This is a genomic window from Myxosarcina sp. GI1(2024) (genome assembly GCF_053543375.1).
In genome coordinates this window covers 355943-369800 of record NZ_JBKGTY010000001.1, presented here as the reverse complement: position 1 = coordinate 369800, position 13858 = coordinate 355943, and the positions used below count along the sequence as shown (strand labels likewise).

Sequence of the window (13858 nt, the reverse complement as noted above, 5' to 3'; positions counted from 1 at the left end):
AAATATAGACTATGCCACTTATCCCAAATAAATCCCTAGCGATCGCGCCGTCTGGACTAAAAAACCATTGGGATTGACGGGACTAGGACAGCCCCCAAGCTGATGGGCTTGTTTGATATGCGCTACGACTTTATCTAATGGCTGAGTGTGGATTTCTCCATTTTGCCTGACTACGAGCTGGTTATAATTTTCTTCCGCGATCGAATCTATGGCTTTTTTGGCAAAAGTAGCAGCTAGCAGGCGATCGTAAGAAGAAGGAGTGCCACTACGCTGAATATGACCCAAAACTGTCGCTCGCGTTTCCATCGCTTCTAGCTCGCAAAATTTAGTGCGATCACTCAAACACAGTTGGTGAGCGATCTCATCAATTTGTTGAGCGAGATAGTCCCCAATATATTTTTCTTTGGCTCCCAGTTGATTTTTAACTCCTTCTGCCACCACAATCAGAGCAAATTTACGTCCCGAGCGACGTAACTGGGCAATCCGCAGACAAATATTATTAATTAAGTCGGCGTTTATTTGAGGTGTGAGTTCGGGAATCAAAATAAAATCGGCACCACCAGCAATACCAGAACGCAGAGCTAAATGACCGGCATTGCGTCCCATGACTTGAACTACCATAACGCGATCGTGACTGGCAGCAGTGAAGGTAAGATCGTAGAGAGCAGAAGTTACCTTATCGACTGCCGTATCGAATCCCACCGATCTCTCGGTAAAGGGGACGTCATTATCGATCGTTTTAGGGATCGCCACCAGGTTCCATTGACCTTGCCGCGCTAGATCGTAAATAATTTCTAAACTGCCGTCGCCTCCCACTGCAATTAGGGCATCGAGGTCTAAATCTCGATAACCCTGAATAATCGTTTGGGCGATTTCTGTATCGCTGCTGGGATTGCCTTTACTAAACGAGCCTAAAATACTGCCACTGAGAAATTGTAAAATATCGATTCCATGTAACAATCCTGGTAGATCGTAACCGTGTTCTTTCAGCTTGAGATCGTGCGAGCGCCATTTCCCTCTTTCTAGTCTCAAAAAACCATCGGTACCATAAGGAATGCCATATACTTCCCATCCTTTCTGACTGGCACATTTAACTACAGCACGAATGATGGCGTTTAAGCCAGGACAATCACCACCACTAGTTAGAATTCCGATTTTTTTTTTACTCATACCATCTAGATAAATTTTGTTAGGTAGCCAATCTTTCAGCCAATTGCCCATGAGGTTGATAGGTTTGTATGGCTTTAAGATATTGTACTCGTTCGAAAACGCTAGGATCGGGACAGTTGATTTGGCTCATGCTGCCTTGTAGTTGAGCGATCGAATTGTATTCTTTAACTTCTAGCCACTCGACTAGATCCCGTTCGATTTTCTGAAGCTGTTCGATGCCATGAGTTAGAAGTACGCTGACTAACATGGTAACGTTAGCACCTACCATCATCATTTTGATAACATCATGGGCGCTACCAATCCCACTAGTAGCAGCAAAATCTACGGGAATAGTTCGATACAAAATAGCAATCCAGCGCATTGGCAAACGCATTTCCCGAGAACTGCTTAGCAGTAAGTTAGGTTCTATTTCTAGAGTTTCTAAATCGATATCTGGTTGATAAAAACGATTGAATAATACTAAGCCATTTGCTCCTGCATCGCTCAAGCGTTTTGCCATGTTTGCCATGTTGCTAAAGAATGGACTTAGTTTTACTGCTACGGGAAGGTTTACGGCTGTGGTGACGTTGCGAACGATATCGATATAGGTTTGTTCTACTTGCTCGCCAGACATGGTTATATCGGTGGGAACGTAATAGATATTTAGTTCCAAAGCATCTGCACCTGCTCGTGCTACTTTTCGGGCATAATCACTCCAGCTACCAACGCTAGAACTATTAAGACTAGCAATAATGGGAATATCTACCATCTCTTTAGCGCGACGGATCTGATTGAGATATGTTTCGGAACCGACATGAAAGATTTCCTGTTCGGGAAAATAGGAAATAGCTTCGGGGTAACTTTCCGTACCGTGAGTGAGATGATGGTATAGAGCGTAGCGTTCTTCGACTAGCTGTTCTTCAAACAGGGAATGTAAAACTACTGCAGCAGCACCAGCATCTTCCATGCGTTTGATATTATCGATATCTTCAGTTAGTGGTGCAGCAGCACCGACTACCAATGGCGATCGCAGTTTTAATCCTAGATAGGTCGTTGATAAATCTACCATCTTTTCTCCTGGATAATTTAGTTTTAAATTAAAGCAATTGTTTGAGAATATTGTGAAGAACTACGATCTAGTCGGTATTTAGCTACGAGATCGCTCTTTTTTGGTAGTAGTTAGTGGTTGATTTCAAACTGCTAGTTTAGAAGCACTAGAGATTTTCTATAATAGAAGTAGAAAAGCCATCCTATTTTGGAGGAGGGCAAGGTGAGAAGTAATACTCTACATTTTGTTACGAATTTATTTGAAACTTTAGGAATTGCAACTGCCATAATTTTGGTCGGTGCGATCGCCACTGTTAAGGCACAAGACAATCTTTCTAGGGTGCGAGACTCTAGTTTTAATGGTTTGTTTACACCGACGGCAGCCCAAAGATTTTATGAAACGGGAAGAAAAGATTTTGAAAGAGAAGCCGATTTTTTAGCTGCTCCAAAACGGTATTTAATTAGGGATATTTTGCAAATCGATCCAGAACTACAGGAACAGATTCGGGAAAATAAGCCTATTGGCCAGCCTCAACCAGATAACTTCTATGAATTGGATATAGAGATCCAGAATAAAAACTAGTGGTAAACTACTAGGTTCTGTTGACACAATTAACGCAACCAAATTAAAGCCGAAGCAAATTCGGCAAATCCCAAATAACATTCGTCAGTTTTGTCAAAACGGCTGAAAACGCGACGATAGTATTTAAGTTTGTTAAAAAAGCACTCAACTAGATGTCGCTCCTTGTACAGATGTGAATCGTAATCTCTAGGGTTGAGGCGACCAGAACGAGGCGGAATCACGCCTTGAGCACCAGTTTCCTCAATCAAGACCACAAAAGCATCACAATCATAGCCTTTATCGGCAATTACCTGTTGAGCTCGATAACCAGCCACCAATGCCTCTCCTTGACTGATATCGGCGGTTTGCCCTGGAGTCAGAAGCAACCGCAGCGGATTGCCCAACGCATCTACCACAGCATGTAACTTGGTACTAAATCCGCCACAAGAACCTCCTAAAGAGTGTTTTTCTGACCCCCTTTTGCTCCTGCTGCACAGGGATGAGCACGAATCATGGTGCTATCGGGAATTAAACTTTCTAAGTCAGCAGAGTGGGACATTTCTTGCAAGAGACGATGCCAAACTCCCTTCTGACACCAACGCCGATATCGTTTGTAGAGGCTGTTCCAGTTGCCAAAACGTTTGGGTAATTCACGCCATTGAGCACCTGTGCGAGTAATCCAGAGAACCGCATTCAGAAAACGACGACAAGCTTTGGGGTCTTTGATACGGATGTCTTGTTGGTGGCTCAGAACAACGAAAATTTGCTGCCAAGCAGAATCGTCCAACTTAACACGAGATTTCATGAAGAATTTTTTGACTAAAATCAGCAACTTCAGGTACTTTCTCATCTTTGCCTCTTTACGTCAACAGAACCTAGCGAGTTAAAATTTTGCTAATACTTTTTAATAATTCTTCATTGCTATAGGGTTTGGCGATATAAGTTGAGATCTGATCGTTGATTTCAGCGATAATTTCTTGACTGAAAATCAAGCCACTAAAAGCAATGATTTGTAGTTCGGGATTAATTTTCTTGAGCGTACGAATGACGATTTTACCGTTCATCGAGGGCATCATAATATCCACCAGTGCTAGCTCGATCGCCTGCATATTTTGAGTATAAATGGCGATCGCGTCGATACCGTTATTGGCAGTTAAGACTTGGTAATTAAAGGTTTCTAATGTAGCTTTGGTAACTTCGAGCATGGAATTTTCGTCATCGACAACTAAAATTAGTTCGCCATTACCCCGTGGTATTTCTTCCCTCTCTTGAGTTACCATTGCTGCTGTCTCGGAAGCTGGTAAAAACACTTTGAGCTGAGTTCCCCTAGTTTCCTGTTTTGTAGTGTGGCTGGTAACATCGACAAAACCACCATGACTTTTAACGATGCCAATCACAGTCGATAAACCCAAACCCGTACCGCGACCAATTTCTTTAGTAGTAAAAAACGGTTCGAAAATGCGATCGAGGATTTCGGGAGGAATACCCACGCCAGTATCGGCAACGGTAATTAGAACATAACTACCTTCAACGGCATCTAAATGCAGTCGCGCAAAATTACCATCTACTATAAAATTTTCAGCGGTTATAGTTAACTTGCCGCCTTCAGGCATCGCATCTCTAGCATTAACCGCCAGGTTCATTAAAACTTGATGCAGTTGATTGACATCGCCATTCACCGTCCAGAGATTTTTCGGCATATTTATTTCGAAATCGATAGTTTTAGAAAAAGTTTCTCTAACTATTTGGTCGATCTCCGAAATTAAATGGCGAATTTGGACTATGCCGCGATCGCCTTCTAAACCCCGCGCAAAGGTTAAAATTTGTTTGACTAAAGCAGAACCCCGCTGAGCGTTGGTTTCGATAATTTTGAAAAATTCTTTGGTTTGGTCATCTAGATTGGGTAGCTTGAGAGGAATTAGTCGAGAAAAACCTAAAATGGGAGAAAGAATGTTATTGAGATCGTGAGCGATTCCACTTGCCAGGGTTCCCAAGCTTTCTAGGCGTTGAGTGCGCAGAAATTCAGCTTCTAGTTGTTTTTGCTCGGTAATATCGGTATTGACGACTAAAATCGACTCTCGATGTCCGGCTTCATCCTCGATTAGAGTCCAGCGACTTTTGACCACAATTTCTCTACCTTCTTGGGTTATTTGATTGAGTTCTCCTTGCCATTCACCTCGTTTGATTACCGTTTGTTGAATTTGGTTTAATTCTGCTAGAGATCCCCGATATAAAAGCTCATTAGCATTTCTCTTGACTGCCTCTGCTTTTGTCCAACCGTAGATTTTTTCCGCTCCCCGATTCCAGAATAAAATTTTGTTATCTAATCCACGAACCATAATTGCATCTGTGGCAATATCTAGTAGGGCAGCTTGTTCTCTAATTTTTTTTTCAGCCTGTTTGCGTTCTAATTCAGCTATGACCCGAGAGGCAAAAATCTTCAATACTTCTTCAATTAAGGAAAGATCCACCAAAGGTTTGCTATCTAGGATTGCAATTAAACCTAAAGCCGCTCCCCTAGAGTCAAATATAGGTATTCCTGCATAACTTTCGGCCTCCATTGCTGGCAACATGCGGTCGTGAGGAAATAATTGCTGGATTGCTTCTGGATAAATACATAATTTTCGTTCGATAATCTTTTCACAGGGAGTGCCAGCCATCAAATATGCAAAATTGTCGATAATTTTCCCTTTAGCATAAACTGCGAGGGTTTCTATACTATCTCCATTGGGCTGAACTAGTTTGCCAATAAAAGCACGATCTACTTTCAGCGTCTTGCTGAGATACTCTACTAAAGATTGAAGAAAATTTTCTCCTACTTCAACTGACAACCCAGAGGCAATATCTCTGAGAATGTTTTCTCGCCGTTTGCGATCGCTGATATCTGTGGCAATTCCATCCAAACGAATCGATCGCTCGTCAGCATCACGAATTAATCGAGCGCGGTCATAAAGCCAGCGCACCTCGCCATCGGCACGAATAATACGATATTCAATTTCGCCAGCTCCTGTTTTAATGACATTTAGAGCAAAATCACTCGCGCGCTGGCGATCTTCTGGATGCACTACTTCCAGCCATAGATCGGGATTGTGATAAAATTCCGCCACCTGATAAGCATAAATTTTTTCTGCTGCCAAATTTATGTAAAATCTCTCAGAAGTATTGGGATCGACAGAATAAACTACATCTTCTAGGTAACTGAGAATACTATCAAATCTGTGTTCGCTTTGTTGGCGCAGGTTCACCTCGAGTTGCAACCGTTGATTGGCGATTTCTAAACTATTCGTCTGTTCTCTTACCTGGGTTTCTAATTCTGCTTGACGATTTTCTAGTAATTGAGTTCTTTCTAGCTCCAAATGACAAACCTCTCGCTGTAATACTTCAATTACCCCATACATTTCGGTGGGGTCGAAGATCTCCAGCAAACTAGTTTGGGTGATAATACCTCTAAGTTCGCCTCGGGCACCTTCTACTAACAAACGTCTTACTCGACGCTGCTGCATTTGCTGATGCACCGACCACAGAGTATCTTCAGGACTGACTAAAAACAGGGGCGCACTCATTAAGTTGCGAGCTGGCTGTTCCAAATCTAAGTTGAGGTTTTGAAACTGAACGATGTCTCGCTCGGTAATAATTCCCACGGGACGAACTAAACAACTGTTGGTTTTGTGCTTTAATTTCGTTGCGGCGCTCTTGGGAAGTGACATAGTTTCAGCGATCGCCACGCAACTAATTTCACTATCTGCCATCAATCTAGCTACATGCCTTACTGAATCATTGAGAGCTGCATGAATTACCTCAGTGTTCATGACTTCTGAGACTTTGCGCCACTGCATTAAGTTAATTGGTTGCAGCTTTTGACGCAAATTTTTAGCCGTAACTAATCCTAGTAAATTACGGCGTTCGTCTAACACGGGCAGATGGCGAATGTGATGCTGGCGCAACACACTCAAAGCACTAAATAGATCTTCACGACCGGTTACGGTTAATGTCACCACATTCCGACTCATTACTTCTGCGACAGTTAGACCTTTTGGATTCACTCCTCTAGCAATCAGCTTGACCAAATCCCGCTCGGTAAAGATCCCTAAAAGCCGTGAATTTTGTTCGACTAAGACACAACTATTATTGGAATAGATACTTGCGTCTGCTGTTAAAGCTGCGGCGTTAACAGTCAGATTACAGCTATTGCCCCACTCTTGCATTAAGTTAATAACTTGGGCTAAGGGGATTTCAGGAGCTACAGTCAATGGTTGGCGATCGATTATCTGCTCCAATAAGAAAAAGTTATTCGGCTGCACGATTAATTAGGAAATATTAGTTTAATTTAATATCTTAAGCAAGATTACTTAATGTTAAGGTAAATCCTAGTACACTTGCCAATATTGATTCGCCTTAACAGTTCGATGCGAGAAGATGTGGTATCGTCGGGATTTATTTTAGCTCTTTGACTTTATTAGTTTACACACTGCTGTAATATGGCGATCGCCGAATCAACAAATTCTACTAATTCTTCTTCTCTCTCTTATCTGCTTGCCAATCTTCTAGAAGAGTGTAAAGTACGGGAACCACAATTAAACTGAGTACGGAAGAAGTTATCAATCCGCCAATAATTGCTACTGCCATTGGCTGTCTTAATTGCGAACCTGCTCCCCATCCGAGAGCGATGGGTAACATTCCTAAAATTGTCGAGATGGTGGTCATAAAGATGGGGCGCAGACGTACTACTCCTGTTTCTAAGATAGCTGAGGTGCGCTTTTTACCAGTTTTACGCAGGCGATTGATGTAATCCAAAAGTAAAATCGCATTTTTGTCTAACAAACCGAGCAAAAAAATCAAGCCAATTAGAGAAATCATCCCAAAATCACTCTGAGTAACCAACAGAGCTAACATCGCACCTACAATTGCCAAAGGAAGAGATAAACCAATTACCATCGGCTCCAACCAGCGACGAAAAGGAAAATAAAGAACCAGCAGCATACAAATTATTGATAAAACTAGCGTAACGGCAAATTCTCCCAGTATCTTTCTGGTTCTAGCTGATTCTCCTTCTAAATCGAGACTGATGCCGGGAGGCAAAATAGTTTTGGCGATCGCGCTTACTTCTTGAGTGGCATCCCCAATTGCCTTGTCACTACTTAAATTGGCATTGAGATAGACAACTCGTTTGCCGTCTTGATGGATAATTGTGGTTAGCTGTGAGTTTTCATTGGTGACGCGCACGTCTACAAATCCCGAAAGCTGCTGGACTCGATTTTTAAGGGCGATCGCGCTGGCTCTAAGCTGCTCTAGATCCTCTCCTACTAAGGCAATTTTGACCGCGCTATCTTCTCCCGTTTCCACGAATTCGAGATCTTCGATGCTAATGGTGACATTGGCAATTTGCGGTAAAGCAGTGCGAAGAGTTTCCTGTACTCCGGCGGTAGTTAAACTGCGCTCGTCTTTGAGCTTGATGTAGAGTTTTCCTCGATTGGGTTCTCCTCTTATTCCCGCAATAGTATAAACGGATTCGACCTCGGGATGATTTAAGGCTACGGTTTCCAATCGTTCTCCCACCGCCATCGTCTTTCTAAGCAAAATCCTTTCGGGCGATCGCGCTACGCTGGTCAGCCAACTAAACTGAGAGGATTGAGGTTCTGGCTGAGATTGGGGTATGTCGGTATCGATCCGATTGACTAATTTAGGTAAGGGAGTAGTATAAAAAATATTAAATTCTCCGCGGTCTAATTCTGGTAAAAATCCCTGGGGGATGAGAGGAATTAACGCAATTCCCGCTATCGAAACGGCGATCGCCATTGCAATTACCTGCCGCCGATGGTTTAACGACCAGCCCAATAAATGGCGATAAGCTAAAACTATCCGATTATTGGCTGGTTTGCTTTGAGTCAGAGGAGTTGCTTTAAGCCAATAAATCGCCAAAACTGGCGAAAGTGTACGAGCGACTAACAGGGAAGTTAACACTGCCGCTGAAATCGTCAAACCGAAAGGGCGAAAAAATTGCCCTAAAGTTCCCACCATCAAGGCGATCGGCAGAAATACTGCCACGATGGTTAAAGTAGAAACCGATACCGTCAAGCCAATTTCTTCAGTCGCTAAGAGTGCTGCCTCTCTAAGACTATTACCATTTTCTAGATGGCGCATGATGTTTTCAATTTCGACGATCGCATCATCGATAATAATGCCAATTATCAACGCCAAAGCTAGTAAGGTTAGAGTTTCTAAGTTAAAACCAGCCAACGCCATCACGATAAATGTGCCCAACAACGAGACGGGAATGGCGATCGCTGCAATTAAAGTCGCCCGTAGATTGCGCAAAAAAGGATAAATTACTACTATTGCCAACACAACCGCACCTAATAAAGCTTCGAGCGTAGCTTGGGTTGCTTGGCGAATAAAGTCGGCTTGGGTTTCTGCTAGAACTATGTCGATATCTGCTAATTGACCGTTCGAGCGCTCGATCGCAGTTGCTGCTCCCTCGACTACCTCTAATGTGTTGGCATCTGCTTGTTTGATTACCTGAAGCGCGATCGCCTTTTTGCCGTTGAAATGAACCAGGCTAGTATTAGTATTATTGTTAGTAAGTAGAGATTTTCTATCAATGGGATTGGAGTTACCGAGAAGATTTACTCGCCCTACTCCCGGTATATTGTTAACAATCGGAACGATATTGGTGCGAGCGATTTCCTCTAGTTCTCTCAAGTTATATCGCTCGCTAACCAGTACGTAGCTGACCGCAGTAGACTCATTGAGACTAAAGGGAATTACCTCGATATCTGTAGTGGCAGGAAGAGATACTCCCGCGATCGCCCCTTCCACCGCTGCAGTCGCGTCTTCGATCTCTATGGTGGTATCGAGCAATAAATTAACTGCGGTTTGTCCCGAATATGTGTATGAAGTTAATTGTTGCAGTCCCGATAGAGGCTGTAAAGCGGTTTCTAATGGTACTGTCAATCTAGCTTCTGTCTCTAAAACATTCTCTAAATTAGCCTGAGCGCGAACTATGACTACGGGAAAATTAACTTCGGGAAATAAAGCATACTTTAGAGAACTTAGGGCAAATATTCCTGCTACCGCTACAGCTAACCAGATACCAATGGTCAGACGAGAATGATAAATTGCCAGACGAGAAAGATTAAAACGCTTGAAAAACATCTAGACGACCGATTAATTCTGCTGTTGGTAATTATCGCTCGAGCCAGCCGAATCTACCGCAAACGAGCTCTTTTATCGCAAAAGACAGCTGTTTCCTCCGCTCCTACTAGCCGATTTCAACTATCAAATTTACTGCACTTTTCAGTTGAATAGAACATAACCGATCGACTGAATAGAACATAACCGATCGACATTTCTCTTCTGCCTCCTGCCTCAAAACTAAAAAACTTTGTACCTCACCAATATGAGAATTGCTATATAGCTGAGGTTTAATGACCGTGATGAGAAAAAATAAGTTCCTCTAGTGCTCGCCCTTCATACTCGATTTTTAACCCAGGCAAGTCGAATTCTGCGATAATTTGTTCGATCGCTTTGGGTTCGGTGACTAGCCGAATATAAATTTTACCCGACTCGATGAAGATGGGATAATGATGATTGCCCAAAATATGTCCGAGATGAACTAAATCGATCGTTCTGTCCTTTAGAGGTTGAGTAAAACTCAACACCATCAACTTTTGGGTTTGTAAGCGAATTAAAATCAATCTTCCCGATTCAGTTTCAAAAACATCTCCCGTATTTAATCGAGAATCACGAGTTTTAATAATTCCAATTGCTACCCCCGAAGTAGAATGAGTAAAGATTCTCCCTTTGGCGCGATCGTTTGAGGCAAGTTCGATTTCCCAACACTGATGCAGCTTGAGGGCTGTATCAACCTCAGATTTTAAGCTACTATTTTCATTAATGTTACCCAAATATTTACGGGCGATCTCGGTCATAATTTCCAATACTGTACTGTCGATAATTTAAACTCTAGTTTTAGTTTAGAAAATCAGCGGTAAGGATTAGTAAAAGTTTGGCTTAAGGAAACTCTAAAATTTATGTCCAATTTTTGATAATTCATCGAACAAGACTGTTTTTAAAATAAAATTAACCACTTCATCTAAACCTTCTCCAGTTCGACAGTTAGTATAAATTAAAGGCTTTCCCTGACGATGGAGTGGTGCTTCTTGACGAATTAAATCCAGGTTGGCACCGACATAAGGAGCGAGATCGATTTTATTGACCACTACTAAATCTGCCTGTACGAAACCAGGTCCATGTTTGCGCGGAATATCATCTCCCGCCGCAACATCAATCGCAAAAATATAGGCATCGACCAAATCGTAGCTAAAGGTAGAAGCCAAATTATCGCCGCCGCTTTCAATAAAAATTAAGTCTAGTTGGGGATAGAGTAATTCTAAATCTTGAACCGCCAGCAGATTCATCGTCGGGTCTTCTCTAATGGCAGTATGGGGACAGCTACCGGTTTCTACTCCTACGATATGATCGCTTGCCAAAATCCCTTTTTTCTTGAGGCGATCGGCATCTTCGGTAGTCAACAAATCGTTGGTTACTACGGCAATTTCTAGGTTTTTAGCGATTAATCTGGGAATTAATCCCTCTAGTAAAGCGGTTTTACCACTGCCGACGGGTCCTCCTATTCCCAATCTAGCTGCCGATTTTTTCATCTTGAATAGCCAAAAACAATAGATAACAATATGATAGAGAACTTGGTTTTAAAAATAAAGTAAGAGATTCAAGCCTGGTATGGTACGGGAAAAAGTCCAGAGCAATACAATAGTATATATTACTCCCAAACACCATTGATACCAAACTAAAATTGCAATAACACTCGGTAAATGTTCGTCCCGTAAACGAATATCATTAAAGCCCAGTTTAAAAACATTATTCAAACTAAGGTCGTAATAATTTAGCCAATTCCAACGTTTGTTCCATAAAATTGGTAGATAGCGATCGCGAAAGAAGCCAAACCGAGGTATAATTGGCAGCCGCCCTAACATGAGCCGAAATTGTCGCATTTCTCCATTCTCGACGAAATAAGTAAGGTCAAAAAGTTTATCGGTTTGGTTGAGACAATAAAATCTAATTAAAAATGCGGTGGGAATGGGTAATAAAATTATCGCCACACAAGCCAAGGTCAACCAGGGTTTGTCGGTAGCCACAAAGGTATTAACTATCCCCAAGCCAGTCAAAACCAGATAACTTCCCAACATACAGATAGTTTCGTAACGAGTGGGAGTTATAGGTGGAAAAACCTGGGGTCGAAAGCGATCGATAAACCAAAACAGAAGACTGAAAAAAGCGATCGCGATAATACCCACACTAAGTATTAGGTTAAAGTTAGTGCCATAATTGCCCAAAAGCAATAATAAACTCAATCCCAACCACTGTAAGATTTTACTTATCCAATCAAAGCTAAGTATTTTTCGCCAAGAAGTTTTAATTATGCCCTCGCCTAATTGTTTTAGTCTCAGACGTTCTCGTTGATATTCAATTTGATTAGCATCATTAAATTGCTCTAAATTGCGAAAATTGTAAATTAAATTACGAAAAACTGTCTCATTACCTTCATAACCATCGATGGTAATCACCTTACCTATGGTGTCACTTTCACCTATAATTTTGGCTGCTTCAGAATCAAAAGCCAAACCCGTCATCGATATTTTAGCCTGGTAGGTAAAAAAAGCGTTGCTAAAATCTATTCTGTCTAACAAACTGACATCTTGTAATTTAATCTCAGAACTAATATATACGTCTCGAAAAGCCAGATTTTCTTCAAATGTGGCATTAGTTAAATTTAAAGAGTCTAAAAATTTACTTTTAGAAAAGATTGCGCGATCGCGCCAAATGGTTTTACTAAAGTCAGCAGGAAGGGAAAAAATGCTTTTGGTAAAGTCAGCTATTTCCAAAAAAGCCGCATTGCTAAAGTTTACTTCTCGTTCGAAATAACTACCGCTAAAATTAGTCATACCTTGGAATTTTATGCTTTTAAAGTTAGCGCGAGCGAAAAAATGGGTGCTGTCAAATTGAAGATCGCTATCAAAAGTTACATTACTAAAATTTACTGCTCTACCGAATATACTGCTAGTAAAGTTAACTTCCTGCTGAAAATTAGTTTCTACAGCCGCTAGTTCTTGCAAAAATACTAGGTCGGAAAAATTTGCTTTGGCGGTAAATACAGCGCGATCGAGCTTTAAATTACCACGAAATACTTTAATCTTGGGATTCTGTTCTCTCGGTCGCTCGAGCGGTAAAAGATAGCTCTTAATCTGTTCTCGTTCTGCGGGAGATAGCAGAGAAGATAAGGCACCTTCTACTAGAGGGGTGGCAATACCCAGGCGACTAAAATCGAAATCTCCTTGAATGATACTATTGCTTAAATCCAGAGAAATATGATTATTACTACGACTAATTTTACGATAAATTTCTCGATAAAATTGTTCTTCGAACTCGCTATCTTGTTGAGTTAAATCGATAATATAATTATTTAACTCGATAACATCTCTGCCATCTTGCTGAATCGGATTGTTCAGTTTTTCTTGCAAGATTTCTAAGGTTAAGTAATTTTTATCCGTTGGAGTTGCTGCCGTCGCTGCATCGCTAAAGGTTAGAACTAGACTACAAATGATTAAGATTAAAGATAAAACCTGCTGTAGATAAGTTATCAATTTGGGTTTTTCAATCATTCATTTAACGGTACTTAAACAAAAATCAAGCCCAAACAAAGCCCAAACTAGCTTTATAAGCTACGAATACGTCGCGATTTTGGTTCAACCATTGGACAAAACGATAAGATATACCTGTACGAAAAGCTTCTAATGCTTCAGGAAATGTCTCCAAAGGTTTGTTCGCCCAACGTCTTCTTAAACCTCCAGTAAGCTTATGCCAAAGGATAAAAGTATAGGCACAAAAAACTAGAATAAAATGTCTTTCCAAACTCTTCTTATCTCTAACTTGATACTCTTTTAATCCTAACCATCCCTTGGCTTCTCGATAGAAAACTTCTATCCAGTTTCTCTGAGCATAAGTTTGAACTATCCATTGCTCGGTTACTATTTCTCCCTCAACATTTGTGAGTAAGTAGTCAATATCTTCAGCATCTTCAAA

The 13858-nt window shown here is 41.4% G+C and carries 9 protein-coding genes and 1 pseudogene; 1 reads left to right on the top strand and 9 read right to left on the bottom strand.

Going from position 1 to position 13858, the window contains the following annotated elements; all coding sequences use genetic code 11:
• Nucleotides 1–18: 18 nt before the first annotated feature.
• Nucleotides 19–1170: an ATP-dependent 6-phosphofructokinase gene (locus ACLFKQ_RS01870; protein ID WP_448998219.1), complete on the bottom strand. Its 1152-nt coding sequence runs from the start codon at nt 1168–1170 to the stop codon at nt 19–21.
• 19 nt (nt 1171–1189) lie between these two features.
• Entirely contained in the window at nt 1190–2218 is a 1029-nt protein-coding gene (locus tag ACLFKQ_RS01865; RefSeq protein ID WP_448998218.1) for a dihydroorotate dehydrogenase-like protein, read from the bottom strand.
• Between the two features lie 201 nt (nt 2219–2419).
• On the opposite strand from ACLFKQ_RS01865, the gene ACLFKQ_RS01860 reads away from it, so the two are divergent.
• The gene (locus ACLFKQ_RS01860) at nt 2420–2779 is read left to right on the top strand and encodes a hypothetical protein (protein ID WP_448998217.1); all 360 of its coding nucleotides are present in this window, start codon (nt 2420–2422) and stop codon (nt 2777–2779) included.
• A 29-nt stretch (nt 2780–2808) separates the two neighbouring features.
• Here ACLFKQ_RS01860 and ACLFKQ_RS01855 read toward each other — a convergent pair.
• The 7 genes and pseudogenes from ACLFKQ_RS01855 to ACLFKQ_RS01825 form a co-directional block, all read right to left on the bottom strand.
• Nucleotides 2809–3563, bottom strand: a protein-coding gene (locus tag ACLFKQ_RS01855; protein WP_448998612.1) for an IS5 family transposase whose coding sequence is annotated in 2 segments (ribosomal slippage) — nt 2809–3240 and nt 3243–3563 — 753 coding nt in all. Because the reading frame shifts where the segments join, the coding sequence is not laid out codon by codon here.
• A 70-nt stretch (nt 3564–3633) separates the two neighbouring features.
• Nucleotides 3634–7059: a CBS domain-containing protein gene (locus ACLFKQ_RS01850; protein ID WP_448998216.1), complete on the bottom strand. Its 3426-nt coding sequence runs from the start codon at nt 7057–7059 to the stop codon at nt 3634–3636.
• Between the two features lie 205 nt (nt 7060–7264).
• Nucleotides 7265–9910, bottom strand: coding sequence for an efflux RND transporter permease subunit (locus tag ACLFKQ_RS01845; protein ID WP_448998215.1), 2646 nt, complete (start codon nt 9908–9910; stop codon nt 7265–7267).
• Nucleotides 9911–10179: 269 nt separating this feature from the next.
• Complete coding sequence (locus ACLFKQ_RS01840) at nt 10180–10686, bottom strand: urease accessory protein UreE (RefSeq protein WP_448998214.1); 507 nt, start codon at nt 10684–10686, stop codon at nt 10180–10182.
• A 93-nt stretch (nt 10687–10779) separates the two neighbouring features.
• Nucleotides 10780–11418 carry an urease accessory protein UreG gene (ureG, locus tag ACLFKQ_RS01835; RefSeq protein ID WP_448998213.1) on the bottom strand — a complete coding sequence of 213 codons (639 nt, stop codon included), beginning with the start codon at nt 11416–11418 and terminating at the stop codon, nt 10780–10782.
• A gap of 48 nt (nt 11419–11466) precedes the next feature.
• Entirely contained in the window at nt 11467–13437 is a 1971-nt protein-coding gene (locus ACLFKQ_RS01830; protein WP_448998212.1) for a pentapeptide repeat-containing protein, read from the bottom strand.
• Nucleotides 13438–13462: 25 nt separating this feature from the next.
• Nucleotides 13463–13858 (bottom strand): annotated as a pseudogene (locus ACLFKQ_RS01825) (IS701 family transposase); the annotation flags it as partial.